A 26,189-nucleotide genomic window follows, 5' to 3' on the forward strand; every position below is an offset into this window, starting at 1 on the left:
ATGCGCGCGCTACCTCTCATACCGCTTCTGTTCAGCGGTTGTCTGACCCTGCCGGCCCATGCTGCCAATTCGTCGACCGAAGCCGCTGACTGGCTGAACCGACTGGCCCGGGCCGATCAGGAGCAGAGCTACCAGGGCACTTTCGTTTACGAACGCAACGGCAGTTTTTCCACCCATGACATCTGGCATCGCGTCCAGAACGGCAAGGTCAGCGAGCGGCTGCTGCAGCTCGACGGCCCGGCCCAGGAAGTGGTGCGCGTGGATGGCCAGACCCAGTGCGTGAGCGGAGGCCTGGTGGCAGGCGTGGGCAATGCGACACAGTCCGTGGCGCGAGTGCTCGATCCCCTGAAACTGATGAACTGGTACGACCTGAGCGTTGCCGGGCAATCCCGGGTAGCCGGACGCGATGTGGTGATCGTTACCCTGCGTCCGCGTGACCAGCACCGCTATGCCTTCGAGCTGCACCTGGACAAGCAGACCGCGCTGCCGCTCAAATCCTTGTTGATCAATGACAAGGAGCAGTTGCTCGAACGTTTCCAGTTCACCCGCCTGGATACCCGCGACATCCCCGACGATGCCGAGCTCAAGCCCAGTGCCAATTGCCGTGCAGTAGCCCAGTCTGCCGACAAACCCCACGAGGCCGTTGCCGGTTGGCGCTCGGAGTGGTTGCCGCCCGGCTTTGAACTGGTCAACAGCAGCGTACGCAAGGATGCCGACGGCAAGCACAGCGTCAGCAGTCTAATGTATGACGATGGCCTGGCCCGCTTCTCGGTATTCCTCGAGGCGCTGGACGGCGGTGGTGGCTTCGATACGCGCACCCAGTTGGGCCCGACCGTTGCGGTCTCGCGACAGCTCACCACGCCCAAGGGCGAGGTGATGGTGACGGTGGTCGGGGAGATCCCCATCGGTACCGCCGAGCATGTGGCCTTGTCGATGCGCCCCCAGGACGTCCAGGCAAGTCAGTAACGATGTTGGAGTTGCATCCCATACATGGACGAGAAAGGATGAAAGGCATGTCCCAGAGCCACTGACATGATTGGTAAGCCTTCAAGTTTGCAAATCCACCCAGATTTTTCTATAGGTCAGGCCCTTGCGGGTCTGGCCTTTCCTGCTGTTGCAGCCTCAAGAAATGCCGATGTTCCAGGCCTGGTCGCAGCCTTAAGGTTGCAACCGGGCCTTTTTCATGGGCAGGACCCTACTGCTTAACCACGCTCGTTGTGACGGGAGCCGTATGTCGATACCACGCTTGAAATCCTACCTATCGCTGTTTGCTGCCGTGCTTATGCTCGGCCAGATGGCCACTGTGCAAGCCGAAGCCCTGCCGGACTTCACCACCCTGGTCGAGCAGGCCTCGCCGGCGGTGGTGAACATCAGTACCAAGCAGAAGCTGCCGGACCGCAAGTACGCCAACGGACAGATGCCGGACCTGGAAGGTCTGCCGCCGATGTTCCGCGAGTTCTTCGAGCGCAGCATTCCGCAGCAGCCGCGCCAGCCCCGTGGCGACCGCCAGCGCGAAGCGCAATCGCTGGGCTCGGGCTTCATCATTTCCGATGATGGTTACGTGCTGACCAACAACCACGTGATCGCCGACGCCGACGAAATCATCGTTCGCCTGTCCGACCGCAGCGAGCTGCAGGCCAAGCTGGTCGGCACCGACCCGCGTACCGACGTGGCGCTGCTCAAGGTCGACGGCAAGAACCTGCCGACGGTCAAGCTGGGCGACTCGTCGAAGCTCAAGGTCGGCGAATGGGTACTGGCCATCGGCTCGCCGTTCGGTTTCGACCACTCGGTGACCAAGGGTATCGTCAGCGCCAAGGGTCGCACCCTGCCGAACGACACCTATGTGCCGTTCATCCAGACCGACGTGGCGATCAACCCGGGCAACTCCGGTGGCCCGCTGTTCAACATGAATGGCGAGGTGGTCGGTATCAACTCGCAGATCTTCACCCGCTCCGGTGGCTTCATGGGCCTGTCGTTCGCCATCCCGATCGACGTGGCGCTGGATGTCTCCAGCCAGTTGAAGAAGGATGGCAAGGTCAGTCGCGGCTGGCTCGGCGTGGTGATCCAGGAAGTCAACAAGGACCTGGCCGAATCCTTCGGCCTGGACAAGCCGGCCGGCGCGCTGGTGGCCCAGGTCCTGGAAGACGGCCCGGCGGCCAAGGGCGGCCTGCAGGTGGGTGACGTGATCCTCAGCCTCAACGGCCAGCCGATCGTCATGTCCGCTGACCTGCCGCACCTGGTCGGTGGCCTGAAGGACGGCGCCAAGGCCCGTCTGGATATCATCCGCAACGGCAAGCGTCAGAACCTCGATGTGACCATCGGCGCCCTGCCTGACGAAGACGCGGAAGTCACCACCACCCCGGCGGCGCCGTCGAGCGCAGCAGCAACCGCCTGGGTGTGAGCGTGTCGGACCTGACCGCCGAGCAGAAGAAAACCCTTGAGCTGCAAGGCGGTGTGGTCATCAAGGATGTCCAGGACGGCCCCGCAGCCATGATCGGCCTGCGCCCGGGCGATGTGATCAGCCACCTGAACAACCAGGCGATCACCTCGGCCAAGCAGTTCACCGAGATCGCCAAGGAACTGCCGAAGAACCGTTCGGTGTCCATGCGTGTCCTGCGCCAGGGGCGTGCAAGTTTCATTACCTTCAAGCTGGCTGAATAATAGCCACAAGCGGTAAGCCATAAGCTGCAAGAAGGGCAACTGCTCTTCTTGCAGCTTTCTGCTTTCTAAAGCCGCCACAAGACCGTGATGCTGCCGAACGGAATCTCCCACAACCCATCGGCATCAGGTACAATTCCCGGCTATTTTTCGGCGGGCGTCCGGCCCGCGGCCTTTTTGAGTGTTGATCCGTGAGTGATTTGAGTCATATCCGCAATTTCTCCATCATCGCCCACATTGACCACGGCAAGTCGACCCTGGCTGACCGGTTCATCCAGATGTGCGGCGGCCTGAGCGACCGTGAGATGGAGGCGCAGGTTCTCGATTCCATGGACCTCGAGCGCGAACGCGGAATCACCATCAAGGCCCACAGCGTCACCCTGCACTACAAGGCAGGCGACGGCAAAACCTACCAGCTGAACTTCATCGATACCCCGGCCACGTCGACTTCACCTATGAAGTCAGCCGTTCGCTGGCTGCCTGCGAGGGCGCCTTGCTGGTGGTCGATGCCGGGCAGGGTGTCGAGGCGCAGTCCGTCGCCAACTGCTATACCGCCATCGAACAGGGCCTTGAAGTCATGCCGGTCCTCAACAAGATGGACCTGCCCCAGGCCGATCCGGACCGGGTCAAGGAAGAAATCGAGAAGATCATCGGCATCGACGCCACCGACGCCGTGGCCTGTTCGGCCAAGAGCGGCATGGGCGTCAATGACGTGCTCGAGCGCCTGGTACAGACCATTCCGGCGCCGGAAGGCGAGATCGACGCGCCATTGCAGGCGCTGATCATCGACTCCTGGTTCGACAACTACCTGGGCGTGGTGTCCCTGGTCCGCGTGCGCCACGGCCGCGTGAAGAAGGGCGACAAGATCCTGGTCAAGTCCACCGGCAAGGTGCACCTGGTCGACAGCGTCGGCGTCTTCACCCCGAAACACACGGTCACCGCCGACCTCAAGGCCGGTGAAGTGGGCTTCATCATCGCCAGCATCAAGGAAATCCTCGGTGCGCCGGTGGGCGACACCCTGACCCTGTCCTCGACGCCCGAAGTCGAAGTGCTGCCAGGTTTCAAACAGATCCAGCCGCAGGTATATGCCGGCCTGTTCCCGGTGAGTTCCGACGATTTCGAAGATTTTCGCGATGCGTTGCAGAAGCTGACCCTGAACGACTCGTCGCTGCAGTACACCCCGGAGAGCTCCGACGCCCTGGGCTTCGGCTTCCGTTGCGGCTTCCTCGGCATGCTGCACATGGAGATCATCCAGGAGCGCCTGGAGCGCGAATACGACCTGGACCTGATCACCACCGCGCCGAGCGTGATCTTCGAGGTCAAGCTCAAGACTGGCGAAACCATCTACGTCGACAACCCGTCGAAACTGCCGGACATCTCCTCGGTCGAAGACTTCCGCGAGCCGATCGTCGCAGCGACCATCCTCGTGCCCCAGGAGCACCTGGGCAACGTCATTACCCTGTGCATCGAGAAGCGCGGCGTCCAGCGCGACATGCAGTTCCTCGGCTCGCAGGTGCAGGTGCGCTACGACCTGCCGATGAACGAGGTGGTACTGGACTTCTTCGACCGTCTCAAGTCCACCAGTCGCGGCTATGCTTCCCTGGATTACCATTTCGACCGTTATCAGTCGGCCAACCTGGTCAAGCTCGATGTACTGATCAACGGCGACAAGGTCGATGCCCTGGCATTGATCGTGCACCGCGACAACGCGCACTACAAAGGGCGCGCGTTGACCGAGAAGATGAAGGAACTGATCCCGCGGCAGATGTTCGACGTAGCGATCCAGGCAGCCATCGGCGGCCAGATCGTTGCCCGGACCACGGTCAAGGCGCTCAGAAAGAACGTACTGGCCAAATGTTACGGTGGCGACGTGAGCCGTAAGCGCAAGCTGCTGGAGAAACAGAAGGCTGGTAAGAAACGCATGAAACAGGTGGGCAACGTGGAGATTCCACAAGAAGCCTTCCTCGCCGTGCTCCGGTTGGATAGCTAGGTCCTATGTCACTAAATTTCCCGCTGTTGCTGGTCATCGCAGTCTTTGTCTGTGGGCTGTTGGCGCTGATCGATCTGCTGTTCCTGGCCCCGCGTCGGCGGGCCGCCATCGCCACCTACCAGGGCAGCGTCAGCCAGCCCGAAGTGTCGGTGCTCGAGCAGTTGAACAAGGAGCCGTTGTTGGTCGAGTACGGCAAGTCGTTCTTCCCGGTGCTGTTCATCGTGCTGGTGCTGCGCTCGTTCCTGGTCGAGCCGTTCCAGATTCCTTCGGGATCGATGAAGCCGACCCTGGAAGTGGGCGATTTCATCCTGGTCAACAAGTTCTCCTATGGCATCCGCCTGCCGGTGATCGACAAGAAAGTCATCGAGGTTGGTGACCCGCAGCGTGGCGATGTGATGGTGTTCCGCTACCCGAGCGACCCGAACGTCAACTACATCAAGCGTGTGGTCGGCCTGCCGGGCGACGTGGTGCGCTATACCAGCGACAAGCGCCTGTACGTCAACGGCCAGCAGGTTGCCGAGCAACTGGTCGGTGCCGAGCCGGGTACCCTGGGCAGCGCCGAGCTGTACAAGGAAAAGCTCGGCGAGGCCGAGCACTTGATCCGCAAGGAAATGAGTCGCTACCGCATGCCGCCGGACCAGCAGTGGACGGTACCTGCCGGCCACTACTTCATGATGGGCGACAACCGCGACAACTCCAACGACAGCCGCTACTGGGACGACCCGTCGATTCCCAAGGAGCTGCTGGGCATGGTTCCGGACCAGAACATCGTCGGCAAGGCCTTTGCCGTCTGGATGAGCTGGCCCGAGCCGAAACTCAGCCACTTCCCGAGCCTGTCCCGGGTCGGGCTGATCAAGTAGCACTTCACGGCGCTGTCCCAGGACGGCGCCGAATGCTTTTCTGGCATAGGCTGTAACGAGGGACCGGACGCGGTTCCCAGCCATCCGGGCGAGCAGCAATGAATCCAAAACGTTTTTCAGGATCCGCATTTGAACAAGGCTTTGATCTCGACGGCCGCTGGCCGGACTGAACCGAGCGGCATCGGCGCCCCGTCGTCGCCGCTGAACCGCCACGAACTTCGCGTGGGGTCACTGTGAGCCCTTCCCTTAGTCGCCTGGAGCGCAAGCTCGGCTACAGCTTCAAGAACCAGGAGCTGATGCTGCTGGCCCTGACCCACCGCAGCTACGCCGGCCGCAACAACGAGCGCCTGGAGTTTCTCGGTGATGCCATCCTCAACTTCGTTGCCGGCGAAGCCCTCTTCGAACGTTTCCCCCAGGCCCGCGAAGGCCAGTTGTCGCGCCTGCGCGCCCGCCTGGTCAAGGGCGAGACCCTGGCTCTGCTGGCCCGCGGTTTCGAGCTGGGTGATTACCTGCGCCTGGGCTCGGGCGAGCTGAAAAGCGGTGGTTTCCGTCGCGAGTCGATCCTTGCCGATGCCTTGGAAGCCCTGATTGGCGCGATCTACCTCGACGCCGACATGCAGACCGCCCGCGAGCGTGTGCTGTCGTGGCTGGCCGGTGAGTTCGAAAGCCTGACCCTGGTGGACACCAACAAGGACCCGAAAACCCGCCTGCAGGAGTTCCTGCAGTCCCGGGCCTGCGAACTGCCCCGCTATGAAGTGGTGGATATCCAGGGCGAGCCGCATTGCCGGACCTTCTTCGTCGAGTGCGAAGTGACCCTGTTGACCGAAAAAAGCCGGGGGCAGGGTGTCAGCCGGCGTATCGCCGAGCAGGTCGCTGCCGCTTCGGCATTGATCGCCCTGGGCGTGGAGAATGGCAATGACTGAACAGAACACTACCCGTTGCGGCTACGTCGCCATCGTCGGCCGTCCCAACGTGGGCAAGTCGACGCTGCTCAACCACATCCTCGGGCAGAAGCTGGCGATCACCTCGCGCAAGCCGCAGACCACCCGGCACAACATGCTCGGGATCAAGACCGAGGGTGATGTCCAGGCGATCTACGTCGATACCCCTGGCATGCACAAGAGCAATGAAAAAGCGCTCAATCGCTACATGAACAAGACGGCCTCGGCGGCGTTGAAGGACGTCGACGTGGTGATTTTCGTGGTCGACCGCACCCGCTGGACCGACGAGGATCAGCTTGTTCTCGAACGTGTGCAGTACGTGCAGGGCCCGGTGATCCTGGCGATCAACAAAACCGACCGCATCGAAGAAAAAGCCGATCTGATCCCGCACCTGCAATGGCTGCAGGAGCAACTGCCGAATGCCGAGATCGTGCCGATCTCCGCCCAGCAGGGGCACAACCTGGAGGCCCTGGAGGCGCTGATCGCCAAGCACTTGCCGGAGAACGAGCACTTCTTCCCGGAAGACCAGATCACCGACCGCAGCAGCCGCTTCCTTGCCGCCGAGCTGGTGCGCGAGAAGATCATGCGCCAGCTCGGTGCCGAGCTGCCGTACCAGATCACCGTGGAAATCGAGGAGTTCAAGCAGCAGGGGCATGTCCTGCACATCCACGCGCTGATCCTCGTCGAGCGTGACGGGCAGAAGAAAATCATCATTGGCGACAAGGGCGAGCGCATCAAGCGCATCGGCTCCGAGGCGCGCAAGGATATGGAAGTGCTGTTCGACGCCAAGGTCATGCTTAACCTCTGGGTCAAGGTCAAGGGTGGCTGGTCCGACGACGAGCGCGCCCTGCGCTCCCTGGGCTACGGCGACCTGTAATCCGCCTGGCCCGATACCGTCCGGTGTCGGGCCGACTCTCCTGCGAACGCCATCATGGAACAGCCAGAGGCCCTGCCGGCCTACGTTCTGCATAACCGTGCCTACCGCGAAACCAGTGCCCTGGTGGATTTCCTTACGCCGCAGGGGCGTTTCCGTGCGGTCATGCGCCGCGCCCGGGCAAGGGCGGCAGCCTGGCACGGCCGTTCGTGCCGCTGGAGCTTGAACTGCGCGGGCGCGGCGAGCTGAAGAATGTCGGTCGTCTCGACAGCGTCGGCGTCGCTGCCTGGCTGCACGGTGATGCGCTGTTCAGCGGGCTATATCTGAATGAGCTGCTGATTCGCCTGCTGCCGGCCGAGGATCCCCATCCAGCGCTATTCGTCCACTACGCCGCGACCTTGCAGGCCCTGGCCGAGGGGCGCGCGCTGGAGCCTTTGCTGCGCAGTTTCGAATGGCGCCTGCTGGACGAACTCGGCTATGCCTTCGCCCTGGACCAGGACATCAACGGTGATGTGCTTGAACCCGACGGCTGGTACCGCCTGCAGACCGATGCCGGGCTGGAGCGGGTCTGGCTGCTCCAGCCCGGCCTGTTCAGCGGCCGTGACCTGGCGGCCATGGCGCAGGCCGACTGGGAAGCCCCCGGTGTCCTGGCCGCGGCCAAGCGCCTGATGCGCCAGGCGCTGGCGGTCCACCTGGGCGGTCGTCCGCTGGTCAGCCGCGAACTGTTTCGCAAGCGCTGAGCACGACGTATGCTGTCGGGCTCAATCTTCAGGAGAGTTTCTTCGTGACCCACAGCAACCGCATCCTCCTCGGTGTCAACATCGACCATGTGGCGACCCTGCGCCAGGCCCGTGGTACCCGTTACCCGGACCCGGTCAAGGCCGCGCTGGACGCCGAGGAGGCCGGTGCCGACGGGATTACCGTGCACCTGCGCGAGGATCGCCGGCACATCCAGGACCGTGACGTACTGGTGCTCAAGGATGTGTTGCAAACCCGGATGAACTTCGAGATGGGGGTCACCGAGGAAATGATGGCCTTCGCCGAGCGCATTCGTCCGGCGCATATCTGCCTGGTACCCGAGACCCGCCAGGAACTGACCACCGAAGGCGGGCTGGATGTCGCCGGCCAGGAAGCGCGGATCAAGGCGGCGGTGGAACGCCTGTCGAAGCTGGGCTCGGAAGTATCCCTGTTCATCGATGCCGACGAGCGGCAGATCGAGGCCTCCCGTCGCGTCGGTGCACCGGCCATCGAGCTGCACACCGGGCGTTATGCCGATGCCCATACTCCGGCGCAAGAGGCTGACGAGCTGAAGCGGATTGCCGATGGCGTGGCCTTTGGCCTGGGCCAAGGCCTGATCGTCAATGCCGGGCATGGCCTGCATTACCACAATGTCGAGGCGGTGGCGGCGATCAAGGGTATCAACGAGCTGAACATCGGCCATGCGCTGGTGGCCCATGCCCTCTTTGTTGGCTTCAAGGGCGCCGTGGCGGAAATGAAGGCTTTGATCCTGGCCGCCAGCCGCGGTTGATCTTTCGGGCCTCATCGCGGGTGAACCCGCTCCCACAGGTTACGCGTACTCTGTGGGAGCGGGTTCACCCGCGATGAGGCCCTGACATTCAGTCGGGAAAAACCAGGCTGAACCGGGTCGGCCCATCCACCGCACTCGCCACCTCGACCCGTCCCCCATGCACCTGCATGATCGACCTGACGATCGCCAGCCCCAGCCCGGTCCCTCCGTCCAGCCGCGAACGCCCGCACCCTGCCCGGTAAAACCGCTCGAACAGATGCGGTACATGCTCCGCCGCAATACCCGGCCCCTCGTTCTCGACCCAGCAGCTCAGCCCGGCTTCCTGCGGCTCTATCCCTATCCGCACCGCTTGTCCCTCGGCGCCATGCCGGATGGCATTGCTCAGCAGGTTCGACAACGCCCGCTGGATCATCAACCGATCCCCGCGCACCGTGCCCCAGCCGCGTACCTTCAGCTCTATCCCTTTGCTTTCCGCGCTCAGCTCGAACAACTCCACCACCCGGCGGACCTCCTCGCCCAGCGCTACGGGGTTCAACGGCACCTTGGTGGAGGGCTGCTCCACCTGGGCCAGGAACAGCATGTCGGTGATGATCCGGGTCAGCCGGGTCAGTTCCTCGATGCTGTCCTCCAGCGCCAGCTTGTAGTCCTGCGGCGGCCGCTCGCGGCTGAGTGTCACCTGGGCCTTGCCCATCAAGTTGCTGATCGGCGTGCGCAATTCATGGGCGAGATCATCGGAGAACTGCGCGAGTTGACCGACGCCGTTCTCGAGTCGGTCGAGCATGACGTTGATGCTCTGCGCCAGGGTGTGCAGCTCCAGCGGTAGCCCGTCTTCCGGTAGGCGATGGTTCAGCTCCTGGGCCGAGACCTGCTCGGCGATTCGCCGGAACCGCCGCAGCGGTGCGAGCCCGCCCTGCACCAGGCGCCAGGCGCAGACCCCGATAAGCACGAGCAGCAAGGGCAAGGCCAGCAAGGTGGAGCGCAGGTAGGCGTGGAGCAGGTCGAGGTCTTCGCTGCGATTGACCGTCAGCAGCACCTGCACCGCCGTGCCGTCCTGCAGGCGCATGGTGCGGGACGCGGTGAGCAGTTGTTTCTTGTCGCTGTCGACCCATTCGCTGAAGCCCAGGCGCGGACCGACCGGAATCGGCTCGCTGGGCGCCTCCAGCAAGGGCCCCAGGCTCAAGCGCGCAGGGTGCCGGGCGCTGTGCTCGACCACACTGAGACTCAGGTTGTCATGCCCCATCACTACATCCAGCAGCGGATGGGCGCGGGCGCCGAGGTCGCTGACCTTGAGGTCGACGTTAAGGCTATGTTCGATCTGATCCATCTTGCGTTGCAGATGCTCGCGGGCGCGCTGGTCCAGTTCCCGGTCGAGGGCGAATACCGCCAGCGCCGCCAGCAGCAGGACCAGCGCCGCGCCCATCAGGATCACGCTCAGGCCCAGGCGCAGTGACAGGCGCGCTGGCTTCATTCGCGGGCTTCCAGCACGTAGCCGACGCCACGCAGGGTGTGGATCAGCTTGCTTTCGAACGGATCGTCGATCTTTGCCCGCAGGCGGCGAATCGATACTTCCACCACGTTGGTGTCGCAGTCGAAGTTCATGTCCCAGACCAGCGAGATGATCTGGGTTCGCGACAGCACTTCGCCGCTCTGGCGCATCAGCAGATGCAGGAGGGAGAACTCCTTGGCGGTCAGGTCGATGCGCTGGCCCCCGCGCCAGGCGCGATGACGGCCGGGATCGAGTTCCAGGTCGGCGACTTTCAGGGTGGCCGGCTGCAACGGCTGTTCGCTGCGGCGCAGCAGGCTGCGTACCCGGGCCAGCAGTTCGGGGAACTCGAAGGGCTTGAGCAGATAATCGTCGGCACCTAGGTCGAGGCCCTTGACCCGATCGGCCAGGCGGCCGTGGGCAGTGAGCATCATGATCCGCGTCGCCGACTGCGCGCGCAGGCGTTGCAGCACGGTCCAGCCGTCCAGCTCCGGCAGGTTGACGTCGAGGATCACCAGGTCGTATGGCTGTTGCCGGGCCAGGTGCAGGCCGTCGGTGCCGGTCCGCGCGCAGTCCACCACGTAGCCGTTTTCACTCAGGCCTTGTTGCAGGTAATCGGCGGTGCGGACTTCGTCCTCGATGATCAGTAGGCGCATGGCAGGCTCTGGCATGGGAAAGGCGGCGAGTCTCGGGCCTGAAGCAGCTTCAGGGTCAAGAAGGGCGGAGGGGATGGTATGACAGGGGATTGCGGGGGTGGGGAAGTTTACTGATTTGTAATGTTTCAGCCATTTGAAAGTTAGGTGTTCTTCCCGGCCTCATCGCTGGCAAGCCAGCTCCCACAGTGTGGGAGCTGGCTTGCCAGCGATGAGGCCCGAACTGCCAACCTTACTTTCGGGCTACCAGCACAGCCCGCCGAGGCGCAGGCAATCCTTCGATGGTGCGACCGTGATCCTGCGGGTCGAGGAAATCACTCAGGGATTGATATTTCATCCACTCGGTACTGCGCTGCTCTTCCACGCTGGTGGTGCTCACATCCACACAGCGCACGTCGCTGAAACCGGCCCGTCGCAGCCAGCGTTCCAACGCCGGCACCGACGGCAGGAACCAGACGTTGCGCATCTGAGCATAACGGTCCTCGGGCACCAGCACCTGGTTCTCGTCACCTTCGATCACCAGGGTTTCCAGGACCAGCTCGCCGCCCTTGACCAGGCAATCCTTCAGCGCCAGCAGATGCTCGATCGGCGAGCGCCGGTGATAGAACACGCCCATCGAAAACACGGTGTCGAAGCCTTCCAGCGCCGCCGGCAGGTCTTCCAGGGCGAAGGGCAGGTGCCAGGCCGGCAGGTCCGGCAGGTAGCGCTGCACCGCCTGGAACTGGCAGAAGAACAGCCAGTTGGGGTCGACGCCGATCACGCTGTCGGCACCGGCGCCGAGCATGCGCCACTGGTAATAGCCGTTGCCGCAGCCGACATCCAGCACCCGCTTGCCACGCAGGTCCAGGTGCGGAGCGACCCGCGCCCATTTCCAGTCCGAACGCCATTCGGTATCCACATGCACGCCGAACAGGTCGAACGGTCCCTTGCGCCATGGCGAAAGGCCCATCAAGGCAGCGCGGGCCTGTTCGCGGGTGGCCTCGTCGCAGGCGAAGTCCAGGCGCAGGCCGTTGACCAGATCGACCTCGCTCGGCATCAGCTTTGGCAGCCGGTCCAGCGCGCTTTGCCAGCGCTCCAGGTCGCCATGGCCTTTTTCCAGCTTGGCATCGAGTTGTGCTTGCAGGCCTTGCGACCAGTGCGCCAGGGGCGTACCCGCCAGGCGGCGGACCAGAGGAGAAAGATCGATCATGGCAGGGCAATCAGGGAGGCGAAGTTCAGGCATTGGAACCACGGCACCACCTTGGAGAAACCGGCGGCCTCAAGGCGCGTGCGGTGTTCTTCGAGGCTGTCGGGCTTCATTACGTTTTCGATGGCACTGCGTTTCTGGGCGATTTCCAGTTCGCTGTAGCCGTTGGCGCGTTTGAAGGCGATATGCAGGTCGGTGAGCAGGGCATGTTCGCCTGCGTCTTCGAAGCGCAGTTTTTCCGAGAGGATCAGGGCGCCACCCGGCACCAGGGCCTGGCGGATCTTGCCGAGCAAGGCCAGGCGCACCGCCGGCTCGATGAACTGCAGGGTGAAGTTCATCGCCACCACCGAGGCCGGTTGCAGTTCCAGCGCAGTGATATCGGCTTCGAGCACCTGCACGGGGAGCAGCTCCTGGTACATGGCGTCCTGGGCCTTCAGGTACTCGGCGCAGCGTTCGACCATGGCCGCGGAATTGTCCACCGCCAGCACCCGGCAGCCATCGCTGCGTACATGCCGGCGCAGGGCCTGGGTCACCGCGCCGAGGGAACTGCCGAGGTCGTAGAGCAGGGTATCCGGCCGGGCGAACTGCGCGGCGAGCACGCCGATGTTCTCGACGATGGTCGGGTAGCCGGGCACCGAGCGCTTGATCATGTCGGGGAACACCCGCACTACATCTTCGTTGAAGGTGAAGTCGGGCACCTGGTCCAGCGCGGCGGAAAATAGACGGTCGGGTTCTTGGCTCACGGTCTGTACACGGGATGGTCGAAACGGGGCGCCATTCTAGCCAAGTGGGGAAGCCATGCCTATGCGTTGCCGGACGGATGCCCGACTTCGCCAGGGGTTGCCGGAGGTTTCCCGCATTGTGCGGCGAAGCCCGGCGATTTCGGGCAAGTCCCTCGGGGCCTAGGGTGACTCCACTGCCTTGGGAGACAGGGCAGCTATTTGCCAAGGATAAGATCATGACCACCAAAGAAAACGATTCGTTGCAGGCCATGGATGCCCAACAGCGTGCCGAATTCGTGCCCCAGCAATATTTCGACGTCATTTCCAGGCGCGCCGACAACAACCGCATGCAGCCTGCGTTGATCTTCACGGCCGACAACCTGCGAAGTATCAAGCGCTACGTCCACTATGTCCTGCGCCTGCCCAAGAGCATCGACGAGATCAACGGTACCCACGACCTGTCCCTGATTGGTATCGATGCCGCCCAGGTGGATCGGCTGTATACCAACCTGCGTACCCATGTAGAGACCTGGGATGTACTGGAGCGGGAAACCAAGAGCCTCGGCACCCGTCTTGAGATATTCGCCAGTTCCTTCATCACGGATGGCAGGACATTGATCGAGAAGCTCGAGGCGACCGAGGCGTTTCGCACGCTCAAGGCTCGCCTGCGTGACGTGGTCGACGAAGTTTCGCTGGCCCGTTCGGGCTTCAGGGTGCTCGGTAAAGGAGAGCGTAAGCAGGTGGCCGACCTACGTAGCCATCTGGGCATCATCGCCGAGGACATCGCCGAGGTACGCCAGCAGATCACGGCAATCAAGGAGCGTGCCCAGTGGTTCGCCGATGCGGTGGTTCGCCAGTTGCGGCCGGAAACCGATGCACTGAACCGTCAGATCAAGGATATAAGCCCGGAAAAACTCGTCGATGACTTGCGCCAGCGGCTCACCCCGCTGGACGAGGAAATCGAGAAGATGGATGCCTCCTACCAGAAGCTGGTTGGCCTGGCCTTCACCGGATTGGTGTTCGGGCCCATTGGCGTGGCGATAACCGGAGGCATCTACGGTGCCCAGGCCGAGGGCGTACGTGCGGCCAACAACCTCCTGCGCCGCAAGCGCGAGACCCTGGTGCAGCAGATCGAGGCGATAAGCCCCATGGTCGGGGTGTTCGAAACCACCACCCTGCAGATCGCCGACCTGAAGTTCCGCCTGACCGAAGTACAGACCGCCGCCAAGAACCTCGAGGATGTCTGGAATATGCTGGGCGTCTATGTCGAGCAGTCTGGCGAGGAGTTGGAACTCATTGGCACCGACATCGAGCTGGCAACCTTCATGCTGCGCTTCGAACGGGTTCTGCGCCCGTGGCACAGCATCCGTGACATCTCTTCGCAATTGTCGAAGATCTTCAACGAAACCGTGGACGAGATCAGCAAGGAAGGAACCTTTTCATGAACCAGCTCAACCCGCAGACGTTGCCGGATATCAGCCGGATGAACGACCTGAAGGAGGATTTCCTCAAGCAGCTTTATCGCACCACGGGAGCCCTGCTGCCGGCCCTTCGCGAGCAGTTGACCGGCCTGTCCGAACGCCTGCTGGATACCGATCGCCTGCTTTCCGAGCGCGTCCTCAGCGCCTTGGTGCTGGTGGGCAATCATAAATGGGGCGACCTGGCGCCTGTTCTTGCCCAGAACCCGGGCCAGGTTCAGGTGCTGGAGCAGGACGCCCTGCGCGATAGGCAGCGTTTGCAGGCCAAAGGCCAGGAAATCGTCGATGCCCTGGCGCAGTTGGGAAAGGCCAGGCTTCCTGCAGTACAGGAGCGCGTCGACGCGCTTGCGGATCAACGGGATACCCTGAACGCGTCTATCGCCAGTCAGGAAGCCCGCATCGAGGGCTTCAATGCCCAGATCGAAGCCATGAGCGAAGTGATCAACGCTTTCGAGGTGCCGGACCTGCAACGGGTCTTCAAAGGTATGGTTCCGACCGAAGCTGAAATCGCCTTGATACAGAAAATGCTCGTGAAAGGGGTGGACCCGGACAGCCTGATGGCTGCTGCACGGATCTTCGTGGACAAGGTCGCCGGGTTGCTCGAGGGACGCAAGCTGAGTGGTGTCATCAAGTTGCGCATGAGCTTGGTCATCGAGCGCGGAGTACTGCTCGATGAAGTCTGCAATTGGAAGGCCCGGCGCGCAGCCGTGGAAAGCGAACTGGCGGAGTTGCCCGGCGTTGCCGCCCTCGGCGGGGTGCGGGACCAGTGGCTGGAAAACGCAGGAATGCTGGCCCGGGGCTGGACAGAGCGGGTCGAAGCGGTAAGCGCACAGACTGAATTGCAGGCCATGGCCGACGCCCTGTGCGCAATGGAAGCCTGGCTACTGGCCGTGCGGCGTCGCTACGAGGAGCTCTAGCGCACCTTGACGGTACAGTCGAAGCGTTGCACTGGCGACTCTTCCGGAGCCCAGGGCTGCTGGTAGACCAGAACCAGATGGCCTTCTCCAGCACCCTTGGCCCGGAAGCGCCAGGTGGACTGGCCGTCGCTACCGACCATGCCGGTGTTGTCGTTGCTGCGATAGACCTCGGGGCCCAAGGCGCCGAGGACGCTGCTTGCGGCATCTTGCACCTGCCAGCGATAGCCGGTGCTGGGATTGCTCGGCAGGGTGAGGATCAGCGCCTGGCCGATACTCAGGTCGACCGGGCATTGGCTCTGCTTTTCCACCACCACAGGCTCGGTGCGGGTGGTGTCGTGGGAGCAGGCAGCCAACAAGGTGAGGCCCGACAGCAGGGCGGTACGGCGGATCGTCATGCAGCACTCCGGAACGCGGGTGGGCTTTGGGTATCGGCCTCGGAGCTTAAACCGGATGGGTTGTCGGGTTCTACCTGGTGATTTTGAGGGCCTCATCGCTGGCAAGCCAGCTCCCACAGGGTCCGCGTGCTCCGCTGGACCTGTGGGAGCTGGCTTGTCGGACCGCCGCACCGCAGCGATGAGGCCCTCAAAAACTCAGTTGAACAGAACCTTGGCCACATCCCCGAAGCGCTTGGCGAAATGCACCGTCAGCCCTTGTTTCAGGTACTCCGGCAGTTCCAGGAAATCACCCCGGTTCGCCTCTGGCAGGATCAGTTCGAAGATCTTCTGCCGGCGCGCCGCGATCACCTTCTCGCGTACCCCACCAATTGGCAGGACCGCTCCCGTCAGGGTCATCTCTCCCGTCATCGCCACGCCTTTCTTCGGCGCCTGGTCACGCGCCAGCGATAGCAGGGCGCTGGCCATGGTGATGCCGGCGCTCGGGCCATCTTTCGGCGTTGCGCCTTCCGGCACGTGCAGGTGAACGAAGGCTTCGTTGAAGAAGGTCGGATCGCCGCCAAACTGTTTCAGGTGCGAACTGACATAGCTGTAGGCAATTTCTGCCGATTCCTTCATCACGTCACCCAGTTGCCCGGTGAGCTTGAAGCCGCGATTGAGCGTATGGATCCGTGTCGCTTCGATCGGCAGGGTGGCGCCGCCCATGCTGGTCCAGGCCAGCCCGGTGATCACGCCCTTGCCGGCCAGTACCTGCTCGCTGCGGAACACCGGCATGCCCAGCGCCGCCTCGAGGTCCTTCGGACCGATCTTGATCACCGCGTCCGGCTCATCCAGCAGCCGTACCACCGCCTTGCGTACCAGCTTGCCCAGTTGTTTCTCCAGTTGGCGCACACCCGCCTCGCGGGCATAGCCTTCGATGACCGTACGCAGCGCGGCATCGCTGATGCTCAGGCTGGCCTTGGCGACCCCGGCCTTCTGCAACTGCTTGGGCCAGAGATGGCGCTTGGCGATCGCCAGTTTTTCCTCGGTGATGTAGCCAGACAGGCGGATCACTTCCATACGGTCGAGCAGCGGGCCGGGGATGGAATCCAGGGTATTGGCAGTGCACACGAACAGCACCTTGGACAGGTCCAGGCGCAGGTCCAGGTAGTGATCGAGGAAATCTACGTTCTGCTCCGGATCGAGGGTTTCCAGCAGTGCCGAGGCCGGATCACCCTGGTAGCTCTGGCCCATCTTGTCGATCTCGTCGAGCATGATCACTGGGTTCATCACCTCGACATCCTTGAGCGCCTGCACCAGCTTGCCCGGCTGGGCGCCGATATAGGTGCGGCGATGCCCCTTGATCTCGGCCTCGTCGCGCATGCCACCGACGCTGAAGCGATAGAACGGCCGGCCCAGGGATTCGGCGATGGACTTGCCGATGCTGGTCTTGCCCACGCCCGGCGGGCCCACCAGCAACACGATGGAGCCGCTGATCTCGCCCTTGTAGGCGCCGACCGCGAGGAATTCGAGGATACGGTCCTTGACGTCCTCCAGCCCGGAATGATGCTGGTCGAGGACCTTGCGTGCGTGCTTGAGGCTCAGCTTGTCTTCGCCATACACGCCCCAGGGCAGGGCGGTGGCCCATTCCAGGTAATTGCGGGTCACCGCGTACTCCGGTGACCCGGTCTCGAGGATCGCCAGCTTGCCCATCTCTTCGTCGATGCGCTTCTGCGCGGCGGCGGGCAGGGTCTTGCCGTCGAGGCGCTGCTTGAACTGTTCGAGGTCGGCGCTGCGGTCGTCCTTGGTCAGGCCCAGCTCCTGCTGGATGACCTTGAGCTGTTCCTTGAGGAAGAACTCGCGCTGGTGCTCGCCGATCTGCCGGTTCACCTCGGCGGAAATCTCGTTCTGCAGGCGCGCGACCTCCACCTCCTTGCGCAGCATCGGCAGGACTTTCTCCATGCGCTTGAGGATCGGCACGCAGTCCAGCACTTCCTGTAGCTGCTGGCCGGTGGCCGAGGTCAGGGCGGCGGCGAAGTCGCTCAGTGGCGACGGGTCGTTGGGGCTGAAGCGGTTGAGGTAGTTCTTCAGTTCTTCGCTGTACAGCGGGTTGAGCGGCAGCAGTTCCTTGATCGCATTGATCAAGGCCATGCCGTAGGCCTTCACCTCGTCGGTGGGCTCGGGGCTCTGGTGCGGGTATTCGACTTCCACCAGGTAGGGCGGGCGATGATGCTTGAGCCAGGTGCGGATACGCACCCGGGTCAGGCCCTGGGCAACGAACTGCAGCTTGCCGTTCTCGCGGCTGGCGTGGTGCACCTTGACCAGGGTGCCGTACAGCGGCAGGGCCGAGGTGTCGAAATGACGATGGTCCTGCAGCGGCTCGTCCATGAAGAACAGGGCCAGGCTGTGGTGCGGGGTCTTGGCTACCAGGTCGAGGGTTTCCGCCCAGGGCTCTTCGTTGACGATCACCGGCAGCACCTGCGCGGGGAAGAACGGGCGGTTGTGGATCGGGATCACGTAGACCTTGTCCGGCAGTTGCTGGCCGGGCAGGGCGAGGGTCCGGCCGGTGGGGTCGGTGGTATCGAGATGTTCGACTTCGGCGTATTCGTCGGGATGTTCCGGGAGATCCTGCTGGTCGCTCATGGGGCACCTGCGTGAATGACTATGGTGCTTAGATGGGGCGGTCCGAGGGTGGTTTCAATACCGGACGGCTTTTGTCGGGAAGGCCCGGTGAAAATGCAGCTTAGTGCATGTAGGGAAAACTGATTGCGAAGTGCTACTGTTGCTGCCTGTCGCCTGATCGGGTCAAAGGAGTCGTCAATGGACGCACTGAAGCGCATCCACCGTGAGTTGCAGGACATCAGCAAGGATCCGCCGGCCAATTGTTCGGCCGGGCCGGTGGGTGATGATTTCTATCACTGGCAGGCCACGGTGATGGGGCCGAGGGATACGCCCTATGAGGGCGGGGTGTTTTTCCTGGATGTGCAGTTTCCCCGGGAGTATCCGGCAAAGCCGTTGAAACTGGTGTTCAAGACGCGGGTCTGGCATCCGAATATCGATGAGGATGGCGAGATCGGGCTGGAGATTCTCGACGAAAACTGGAGCCCGGCGCTGACGTTGTCCAAGGTGCTGTTGAGCGTGCAGGCGCTGCTGGCGGATCCGGAGCCGCGTGGGGCGTTGAACCTGGAAGCGGCGGCGGAGTATCAGCGGGTGCGGGCTCAGTTCGACAGGACGGCGCGGGAGTGGACGCAGACGTACGCCATGTGATTTGCGGTGAACTTGAGGACCTCATCGCTGGCAAGCCAGCTCCCACAGGACTTGTGGGAGCTGGCTTGCCAGCGATGAGACCCTCAAGGGCAATCAGTTAGGCAGTTTGTAAGCGATGATGTAGTCGCCCATCCTGGTCCCCAGCGAGCCATGCCCGCCGGCAGTCACCAGCACATACTGCTTGCCATCCTTGCCGGTGTAGGTCATCGGTGTCGCCTGCCCACCCGCCGGCAGGCGCGATTTCCACAGTTCCTTGCCGGTATTGACGTCATAGGCGCGCAGGTACTGGTCCAGGGTGCCGCTGAGGAAGCCCAGGCCACTGGCGGTGACGATCGAACCACCCATGCTTGGCACACCGATCGGCAGGCCGATCGGAATCGGCGAGCTGTCGCGGCTGGTGCCGTTCTTGTGCTTCCACACCACCTTGTTGCTGAGCAGGTCGATCCCCGCCACATAGCCCCAGGCCGGTGCCTGGCACGGCACGCCCAGTGGCGACATGAACGGGTGCATGGTTACCGCATAAGGTGCACCGGTGTTGGGCTGCACGCCGCTGGTCTCGCTTTCGCGCTTGCTGCCCTCGGCCACCTCGGCACGCGGCACCATTTTCGAGACGAAGGCCATGTAGTTCGGGCTGGTGAACAGCAGTTGACGCACCGGGTCCACCGATACGCTGCCCCAGTTGAACACCCCGACGTTACCCGGATACACCAGCGAACCCTGCACCGACGGCGGGGTGTACTGGCCTTCGTAGCGCAGCTCGCGGAACTGGATGCGGCAGAGCATCTGGTCGAACGGGCTGGCGCCCCACATGGCCTGTTCGGTCAGGTCCGGGCCGAGCAGGTTGAGGTCGGAGCGGGCCTGGGTCGGCGAAGTGTGGTCGCCCGGTACCGCGCCCTGCGGCACGGGGATCTCACGGATCGGCACGATAGCCGTGCCGTCGCGACGGTCGAGGACATACAGGCTGCCCTGCTTGGTCGGGGCGATCAGCGCCGGCTTGACGCCATCGGCAGTCTTCAGGTCGAGCAGGGTCGGCTGGCTGCCGACGTCCATGTCCCACAGGTCATGGTGAGTGAACTGGTAGTTCCAGCGCACCTTGCCGGTCGCCAGGTCGAGGGCAACGATGCCGGCACTGAATTTCTCGGCGCCCGGCGTGCGGTCCGCGCCCCATTGGTCCGGGGTCTGGTTGCCAAGGGGCAGGTAGACCATGCCGAGGTTTTCATCGACGCTGGCCAGCGACCACATGTTCGCCGAGTTGCGGCTGTAGGTCTTGCCCGGGGCCAGCGGCTTGGTGTCGTCCGGGTTGTTGCTGTCCCAGTTCCACACCAGACGGCCGTCGTGCACGTCATAGGCGCGGATCACGCCGGACGGTTCGTTGGTCGATTCGTTATCGGTGACGTGGCCGCCGATGATCACCAGGCTGCGGGTGATGGCTGCCGGCGAGGTGGAATAGTAGCCACCGGCGGTGAACGGGCCGATGCCCTGGGTCAGGTCGATGGTGCCGTTGTTGGCGAAGCCTTCGCAGACCTTGCCGTTGTCGGCGTTGAGCACGATCAGCCGGGCGTCGGCGGTCGGCAGGTAGAGACGCCGCGGGCAGGCGCGGGCCACGGCCTGGCCGGCTTCGCTGATCTTCGGTGCCGGGCTGCCGTCGGCGTTGACGTAGTTGTTCTCGTCGTAATAGGACACGCCTCGGCAGGTCATGTGGGCAAAGCCCTTGAAGCTGCCGGACGGGCTCTTGATCTGTGGGTCGAAGCGCCAGATTTCCGCGCCGGTATCCGGGTCCAGGGCCAGCACCTTGCTGTGCGCCGTGCAGGCGTAGAGCATGCCGTTGACCTTGAGCGGAGTGTTCTGGTTGGTCAGCTCGACCGGGTCGTCCGCACTGGGCAGATCGCCGGTGCGGATGCGCCAGGCTTCTTCCAGCTGATAGATGTTGCTCGGGGTGATCTGCCGCAGCGGCGAGTAGCGATCGCCATATTCGGTGCGGCCATAGGCCTGCCAATCGCCGTCGGGCATGTCCGGTGCGGTACTGAACAAGGTGGTGGTGTCACGCCCCAGCTCGCCCTTGATCTCGCCCGGATGGGTGAATTGGCTGGCAATCGCGGTGGCGCCGGAAGCGACCACGGCTACGCCAAGCACCGCCAGGTTGACCCGCGCCGGCTGGCCGGCCAGGCCCCGCAGTGGCCGCCGCGCCCAGGGCAGCAGCAAGACCACGCCAAGGGCAAACCACAGGGACAGGCGCGGCACCAGTTGCCACCAGTCCAGGCCCACTTCCCACAGGGCCCAGGCGGTGCTGCCCAGCAGCACCAGCCCGTAGAGGCCAAGGGCGTGCTTGCGCAAGGCCAGCAGCATGATCCCGGACACGGCGAAGCCGATGCCGGCGATCAGGTAATACAGCGAGCCGCCCAGTTGCATCAGCTTGATGCCGCCGGCCACCAGGGCCATGCCCATCAGCAATAGCAGCACACCGAGCAGTCTCGGTAGCCAGCGGGTTCCGTCTGCGCTCATTGGAAGGTTCTCCATCAATGTTGAATCGTCAGGCCCGCGGGCCGGTTAAAAGTGGCTCTGGATCTTCAAACCGCCGACCAGCGCATCGTCCACTGCCTGTACCCCGCCCGGATGGCGGATGTATTGCAGGTTCGGGCGCAGGGTCAGCCAGTTGGCCAGGTGGATGCCGTAGTACAGCTCGGCGCTGTATTCGGTGTCCTGGACCGGCAGGAAGGCCGGTTCGTCGAAATCATCGACGCCGGCGACGCGGTTGTGCGCCGCGGCGTTCTTGCGGTAGGCCGGGTTGACGTGCACGCGGGCCAGGGCGAAGCCGATATCGTCCTGGGCCCTGGCGTCGAACGGCCCCTTGTACACCACACCTGCCTGAACGTAGTTGTCGATGGCATTGGTCTTCTTGTCGTGCAGCGTGGCATTGGCGAAAACGCTCAGGCCACGGGAATGGTCGCTGGCCAACGACGTCACCTGCTGCTGTGCTCCAAGCCAGAACCCGTGCTTGCTCGAACGGCTGCGGTAGTTCTGGCCGCTCAATGCAGCGGACTGGTCGTTGTCGTCGCGGTAAACATCCTTGGCATTGGCATTACTGTAGTAGTAGCCCGCCCGATATTCCCCTTTAAGGCCTCTGATTGCCGGGCTCCAGACCAGTTCAACCGGGAACATCGCGCCCCGGGTGCCGCTGCCGCTGAGCTTGAAGCCGTTGTTGCGTTCGAGGTTCGACGGGTTTTGCTCGAAGGCGCCCACCTGGGCGTACAGCTCCGGGCTGAAGTTGTAGCGCACCCGCGCGGCCCATTGGCTGACGGGCCAGTTGTACCAGCTGTCGCCGACCCAGTTGCCGACCTGGGAGCCGCAGAACGCCAGGTTCTGGAAGTCGCAGGGGAAACTGTTGAAGTCCTCGCCTTCGCCGAAGCGCCCGGCCTTTACGTCCAGGGCACCGTCGAAGTACCTCTGTCTGATCCACAGCTGCGTCAGCCGCCAGGTCTGGCCACGGCCCCAGACTTCCTGGGCCGAAGTGAAACCACCAACGCGGGGATCGTTGATGCGGTCGTTGCTGATGTTGTTGCCGTGGCGTTCGGTGATGGTCAACTGGAACTCGGTGGCGTTCCAGCCGAGGATCCTGTCCAGGTCCAGATGGCTGCCGAAGGCGAACTGATCGCTGTAGCGCGCGCTGCGGTCGTGGTCGTAGCCGCCGTGCAGGTTGCTGCCCATTTCCCCGGTGTAGTCCAGGCTGAAGTCATAGCCGCGCTCGGCCAGCGCGCTGCGGGTGCCGTTCCAGTCGCCGAGCATCCATGGGGAGTCGGCGCTGAACATCGGCGTGGCCTGGACAGAGGCGGCGAGGGCGCACAACAGCGGTGCGGCGAGGAGTCGGAAAGCAGGGGGGCAGGGCATGAGATAGCGCTATCTTTTGATTGTTGAAAAAAACGGCAGATATCCCGGCGCTGGGAGTTCGCCAGGATTCTTCGGTAAATTCGGGGTGATTAAGCGTTTCAGCTTGGGGCGGGGAGGATATAGAGGATTGTTGGGGTTGGAAAGGCTGGAGGTTGTCAGGGTGTTTTGTGGGATTGGTAATAATCCTGTGTCGATTTTTCGGGCCTCATCGCTGGCAAGCCAGCTCCCACAGGGTTCAGCAGCGCTGCGGACACTGTGGGAGCTGGCTTGCCAGCGATTGGGGACTCCTCTGATCAGAAGGTCGTCCGCAGCCCCACCTCCACACTCCGCCCCGCAGCCGGCGCCACGTCCCGCAGGATCGAGCTGGCATAGCGCACGGTCTGGTCAGTCAGGTTTTCACCGCGGACGAACGCCAGCCATTCGCTTTCACCCACATTGAAGCGATACCCGACGCTGGCGCCCAAGGTGGTGTAGCCATCGGTACTGGTCTCGTTGGCCGGCTTGCGATGCTGTGATGCGGCGTGCTGCACATCGATCCGTGCCTGCCAGCGATCCAGATTCCACACCAGCCCGCTGTTCAGGCGCAGCGGCGCGATGCGCGGAAGGTCTTCGCCAGTGTCGAGGTTCCTGGCCCGGGTGTAGTCGCCGGACAGTTCCAGGGCGAAGCTGCCGTAACGGTTTTCCAGCAATTGCCAGCGGTCCTGCGCCTCGATGCCGTAGAAGCGCGCCCGTACGCCGCTGTACAGGTACTCGGGGATATCACCGTCGTCGTGGTCATGGTCATGATCGTCATCGCCATGGTCGTGGCCTTCGCGCAATTCGCCACTGGCCAGCAGGCCGATGTAGTTGCGGAAGTGGCTATAGAACACGCCGACGCTGCCTTTGTGGGTACCGTTGTCGAAACGCAGGGCAAGATCGCCGGAGATGGCTTTTTCCTTGGACAGGTTGGGGTCGCCCACTTCGTAGGCGCCGGTGGCGACGTGGGCGCCGTTGGCATACAGCTCGTAGAAGGTCGGAGCGCGTTCGGTATAGCCGAGGCTGGCGGCCAGGGACCAGATCGGTGTCAGTCGATAGACCGCGCCCGAGGACAGGCTGGCAGCCGTGAAGCTGCTGGCGCTGTCGGCTGCAGCGAAGCGCTCGTTGCCCTTGGCGTCCGGATCGACCCGGGTGTGCTCCAGGCGTCCGCCCAGGCTCAAGGCCAGGCGCTCGGTGGCCTGCCACTGCTCCAGGACGAACAGGGCGACGCTGTCGGTATCGGTCTGCGGGACGAAGGCTTCTTCGCCCAGGGCGGAGAATTCGTTGCGGTTGACCTGCGCGCCGATCACCCCTTCCAGCGGCCCCAGCGGCTGGTGACGGGCTTCGACCCGGGCCTCGTAGCCCTTGTTCTTGAAGGTGGTGTGGACTTCGCCTTCTTCGAGTTCGCTGTGCTTGTAGTCGGTGTAGCCGAGATCGACCTTCAGCGAACTGAACGGGCCTTCCAGGTCACGGATTTCCGAAGCGAAGCCGTAGTGGTCCTGCTCCATCGCCAGGCGCACGCTGGGCTCGGCCACCGAGCCGTAGTTGCCGTCGTAGCGGCTGTAGGACACGCCGGTGTAGCCATGCTCCCAGGTATAGGAACCGCCGACCGCGCCACCGTCCTGGCGACCGTCGCTGTTTTCCAGGCGATGGCGGCTGCCGGGCTCGTCGGCGTCACGCACCTTCGAACTGCGGGCGTAGCCGGGAATGCGCAGGTCGTTGAACTGCCGGCTGTTGGCGTCCAGGTGCAGGGCGAACTGCCCGTTGCCGGCCTCCAGTCTTCCTGCCGCGCTGCGTGTGGTATCGGCGCCGCCGTAGCGCAGTTCGCCGGCACCCTGGATACCTTCGATGGCCTCGGTCGGGATGCGATTGTCGAAGGTGTTGACTACGCCGCCGATGGCGTTGCCGCCATAGAGCAGCGCGGCCGGACCACGAACGATTTCCACCCGGTCGATGTTCACCGGATCCAGCGGCACGGCATGGTCGTAAGACAGTGACGATGCATCGAGGGCACCGACGCCATTGCGCAGGATACGAATCCGGTCGCCATCCAGGCCGCGAATGATCGGGCGGCTGGCGCCCGGTCCGAACCAGGTGGAGGACACGCCCGGCTCGCCATTGAGGGTTTCGCCGAGGCTGCCTTTTTGTTGCAGCAGCAGCCGGTCGCCTTCGAGCACGCTGCTCGGCGTCGCCAGTTGGGCGTTGCCCAGCGGATTGGCAGTGATCACCTGGGGCTCCAGTTCCAGGGCCTGGCTGGGCGACGACGCTAGCCAGAGCGCGACAGCGAGAGGAGAGAGCGGGTGGGGCAGGTAACGCATGGAGGGTCCTTGGCAGGTTATGAGTGGTTACACTATAACATTGCAATAATGTCCATTTGTAATCCACCTGGAAGACCACCCCGCGGACTAGACTGTCTGGAGCATTGCCCCGCTGCACAAAGGGGCCTAAGGTGCGCACCTTCGTTTGGCTGGAGCACTGGCATGACCGCCACTGACAAGAACCCGCTGCATGGCGTGACCCTGGAACAGATCCTCAATGCCCTGGTGGCCCGCTACGAATGGTCCGGGCTGGCGCAGCGCATCGATATTCGCTGCTTCAAGAGCGATCCGAGCATCAAGTCGAGCCTGACCTTCCTGCGCAAGACGCCGTGGGCACGGGAAAAGGTGGAAAGCCTCTATCTGAAGATGCTGCGTGACATCAAGCGCGAGCAGTAGGCGCATGAGTGCAAAGGGCTGGACCGGTGCCGCGGCGGTGCTTGGCTGGTTCGGGCTGACGGTGCAGTTGTACCTGATCCTGATCGCCCGCTGGCAGGGCGACGCCAGCCTGCTGGGCGGGCTGGTGAATTTCTTCGGTTTCTTCACCGTGCTCAGCAACATCCTGGTTGCCACCGTACTGACCGCGGATGCCTTCGGGCGTGACGCTTCGGCACGGCGTTTCTGGCTGGCGTCTTCGGTGGTGTCCGGTGTGTTGGCGAGCATTCTGTTCGTGGCGATCGCCTACAGCCTGCTGCTGCGCCATCTTTGGCAGCCCCGGGCTGGCAATGGGTTGCCGACGGGCTGTTGCACGATGTGATGCCGCTGCTGTTCGCGCTGTATTGGTGGCGGCGGACGCACAAGGGCGCCTTGCGCATTGGCCATGTGCTGGCCTGGTCGGCGTATCCGCTGGTGTATTTCGGCTATGTCCTGCTGCGCGGGCAGATGATCGGGTTCTACCCGTATCCGTTCATCGATGTCGCCGCGCTCGGCTACGAGCAGGTGCTGCTCAATGCGCTGGTGATGCTCGCGGCGTTCATGCTCCTGGGCCTGTGCGTCGTCGGCCTGGACCGCTGGCAGGGAAAGTGCCGGGGCCAGGCCTGAGCGCT

The 26,189-nt window shown here is 63.3% G+C and carries 18 protein-coding genes and 4 pseudogenes; 13 read left to right on the forward strand and 9 right to left on the reverse strand.

Translation table 11 applies throughout. The features are described 5' to 3' along the window. The 8 genes and pseudogenes from CSV86_RS01890 (at window position 1) to pdxJ (ending at window position 8,851) form a co-directional block, all read left to right on the forward strand. Window positions 1–966 (forward strand): MucB/RseB family sigma factor regulatory protein, encoded by a 966-nt coding sequence (locus tag CSV86_RS01890; RefSeq protein WP_009399858.1) that lies wholly within the window; start codon window positions 1–3, stop codon window positions 964–966. Between the two features lie 316 nt (window positions 967–1,282). Then, a pseudogene (locus CSV86_RS01895) lies at window positions 1,283–2,661 on the forward strand (DegQ family serine endoprotease). 188 nt (window positions 2,662–2,849) lie between these two features. Then, a pseudogene (gene lepA, locus CSV86_RS01900) lies at window positions 2,850–4,648 on the forward strand (translation elongation factor 4). A gap of 5 nt (window positions 4,649–4,653) precedes the next feature. Beyond that, window positions 4,654–5,508, forward strand: a complete 855-nt coding sequence (gene lepB / locus CSV86_RS01905) for a signal peptidase I (RefSeq protein ID WP_009399851.1) — start codon at window positions 4,654–4,656, stop codon at window positions 5,506–5,508. Between the two features lie 233 nt (window positions 5,509–5,741). After that, a complete protein-coding gene (gene rnc, locus CSV86_RS01910; RefSeq protein WP_009399849.1) occupies window positions 5,742–6,431 on the forward strand; it encodes a ribonuclease III in 690 nt (229 codons plus the stop codon). Further along, window positions 6,424–7,326 (forward strand): GTPase Era, encoded by a 903-nt coding sequence (gene era, locus CSV86_RS01915; RefSeq protein ID WP_009399847.1) that lies wholly within the window; start codon window positions 6,424–6,426, stop codon window positions 7,324–7,326. Before rnc ends, era begins: the two co-directional genes overlap by 8 nt. Window positions 7,327–7,380: 54 nt before the next feature. Continuing rightward, window positions 7,381–8,063: pseudogene (recO, locus tag CSV86_RS01920) on the forward strand (DNA repair protein RecO). A gap of 44 nt (window positions 8,064–8,107) precedes the next feature. Further along, window positions 8,108–8,851, forward strand: a complete 744-nt coding sequence (gene pdxJ, locus CSV86_RS01925) for a pyridoxine 5'-phosphate synthase (protein WP_009399844.1) — start codon at window positions 8,108–8,110, stop codon at window positions 8,849–8,851. An 88-nt stretch (window positions 8,852–8,939) separates the two neighbouring features. Here pdxJ and CSV86_RS01930 read toward each other — a convergent pair whose 3' ends face one another. The 4 genes from CSV86_RS01930 to cmoA form a co-directional block, all read right to left on the reverse strand. Continuing rightward, complete coding sequence (locus CSV86_RS01930; RefSeq protein WP_009399842.1) at window positions 8,940–10,319, reverse strand: heavy metal sensor histidine kinase; 1,380 nt, start codon at window positions 10,317–10,319, stop codon at window positions 8,940–8,942. Continuing rightward, a complete protein-coding gene (locus CSV86_RS01935) occupies window positions 10,316–10,990 on the reverse strand; it encodes a heavy metal response regulator transcription factor (protein WP_009399840.1) in 675 nt (224 codons plus the stop codon). The genes CSV86_RS01930 and CSV86_RS01935 overlap by 4 nt, the downstream gene beginning before the upstream one ends. A 229-nt stretch (window positions 10,991–11,219) precedes the next feature. Further along, window positions 11,220–12,176 (reverse strand): tRNA 5-methoxyuridine(34)/uridine 5-oxyacetic acid(34) synthase CmoB, encoded by a 957-nt coding sequence (gene cmoB / locus CSV86_RS01940; RefSeq protein WP_009399837.1) that lies wholly within the window; start codon window positions 12,174–12,176, stop codon window positions 11,220–11,222. After that, on the reverse strand, window positions 12,173–12,916 hold the full coding sequence (cmoA, locus tag CSV86_RS01945; RefSeq protein ID WP_009399835.1) for a carboxy-S-adenosyl-L-methionine synthase CmoA: 744 nt from the start codon (window positions 12,914–12,916) through the stop codon (window positions 12,173–12,175). Before cmoA ends, cmoB begins: the two co-directional genes overlap by 4 nt. 215 nt (window positions 12,917–13,131) lie before the next feature. On the opposite strand from cmoA, the gene CSV86_RS01950 reads away from it, so the two are divergent. After that, window positions 13,132–14,340 (forward strand): alpha-xenorhabdolysin family binary toxin subunit A, encoded by a 1,209-nt coding sequence (locus CSV86_RS01950; protein ID WP_009399833.1) that lies wholly within the window; start codon window positions 13,132–13,134, stop codon window positions 14,338–14,340. Continuing rightward, window positions 14,337–15,290 carry an alpha-xenorhabdolysin family binary toxin subunit B gene (locus tag CSV86_RS01955; protein WP_009399831.1) on the forward strand — a complete coding sequence of 318 codons (954 nt, stop codon included), beginning with the start codon at window positions 14,337–14,339 and terminating at the stop codon, window positions 15,288–15,290. The genes CSV86_RS01950 and CSV86_RS01955 overlap by 4 nt, the downstream gene beginning before the upstream one ends. Here the strand turns inward: CSV86_RS01955 and CSV86_RS01960 are convergent. Further along, window positions 15,287–15,685 (reverse strand): protease inhibitor I42 family protein, encoded by a 399-nt coding sequence (locus CSV86_RS01960; protein WP_009399829.1) that lies wholly within the window; start codon window positions 15,683–15,685, stop codon window positions 15,287–15,289. The genes CSV86_RS01955 and CSV86_RS01960 overlap by 4 nt on opposite strands. Window positions 15,686–15,880: 195 nt before the next feature. Next, on the reverse strand, window positions 15,881–18,304 hold the full coding sequence (lon, locus tag CSV86_RS01965; RefSeq protein ID WP_009399828.1) for an endopeptidase La: 2,424 nt from the start codon (window positions 18,302–18,304) through the stop codon (window positions 15,881–15,883). A 177-nt stretch (window positions 18,305–18,481) separates the two neighbouring features. On the opposite strand from lon, the gene CSV86_RS01970 reads away from it, so the two are divergent. Further along, complete coding sequence (locus tag CSV86_RS01970) at window positions 18,482–18,928, forward strand: ubiquitin-conjugating enzyme family protein (RefSeq protein WP_009399827.1); 447 nt, start codon at window positions 18,482–18,484, stop codon at window positions 18,926–18,928. 93 nt (window positions 18,929–19,021) lie between these two features. Here the strand turns inward: CSV86_RS01970 and CSV86_RS01975 are convergent, their stop codons facing one another. The 3 genes from CSV86_RS01975 to CSV86_RS01985 form a co-directional block, all read right to left on the reverse strand. Further along, a complete protein-coding gene (locus CSV86_RS01975) occupies window positions 19,022–21,430 on the reverse strand; it encodes a glucose/quinate/shikimate family membrane-bound PQQ-dependent dehydrogenase (RefSeq protein ID WP_009399826.1) in 2,409 nt (802 codons plus the stop codon). Window positions 21,431–21,475: 45 nt separating this feature from the next. Beyond that, window positions 21,476–22,813 (reverse strand): carbohydrate porin, encoded by a 1,338-nt coding sequence (locus CSV86_RS01980; RefSeq protein WP_051032702.1) that lies wholly within the window; start codon window positions 22,811–22,813, stop codon window positions 21,476–21,478. Between the two features lie 293 nt (window positions 22,814–23,106). Continuing rightward, entirely contained in the window at window positions 23,107–25,146 is a 2,040-nt protein-coding gene (locus CSV86_RS01985; RefSeq protein ID WP_009399822.1) for a TonB-dependent receptor, read from the reverse strand. Between the two features lie 162 nt (window positions 25,147–25,308). On the opposite strand from CSV86_RS01985, the gene CSV86_RS01990 reads away from it, so the two are divergent. After that, complete coding sequence (locus CSV86_RS01990) at window positions 25,309–25,542, forward strand: VF530 family protein (protein ID WP_009399821.1); 234 nt, start codon at window positions 25,309–25,311, stop codon at window positions 25,540–25,542. Window positions 25,543–25,546: 4 nt separating this feature from the next. Then, window positions 25,547–26,184, forward strand: a pseudogene (locus tag CSV86_RS01995) (Pr6Pr family membrane protein). Window positions 26,185–26,189: the final 5 nt, after the last annotated feature.

Origin of the sequence: Pseudomonas bharatica CSV86 (genome assembly GCF_000319305.2) — a bacterium.
GTDB lineage: Bacteria > Pseudomonadota > Gammaproteobacteria > Pseudomonadales > Pseudomonadaceae > Aquipseudomonas > Aquipseudomonas bharatica.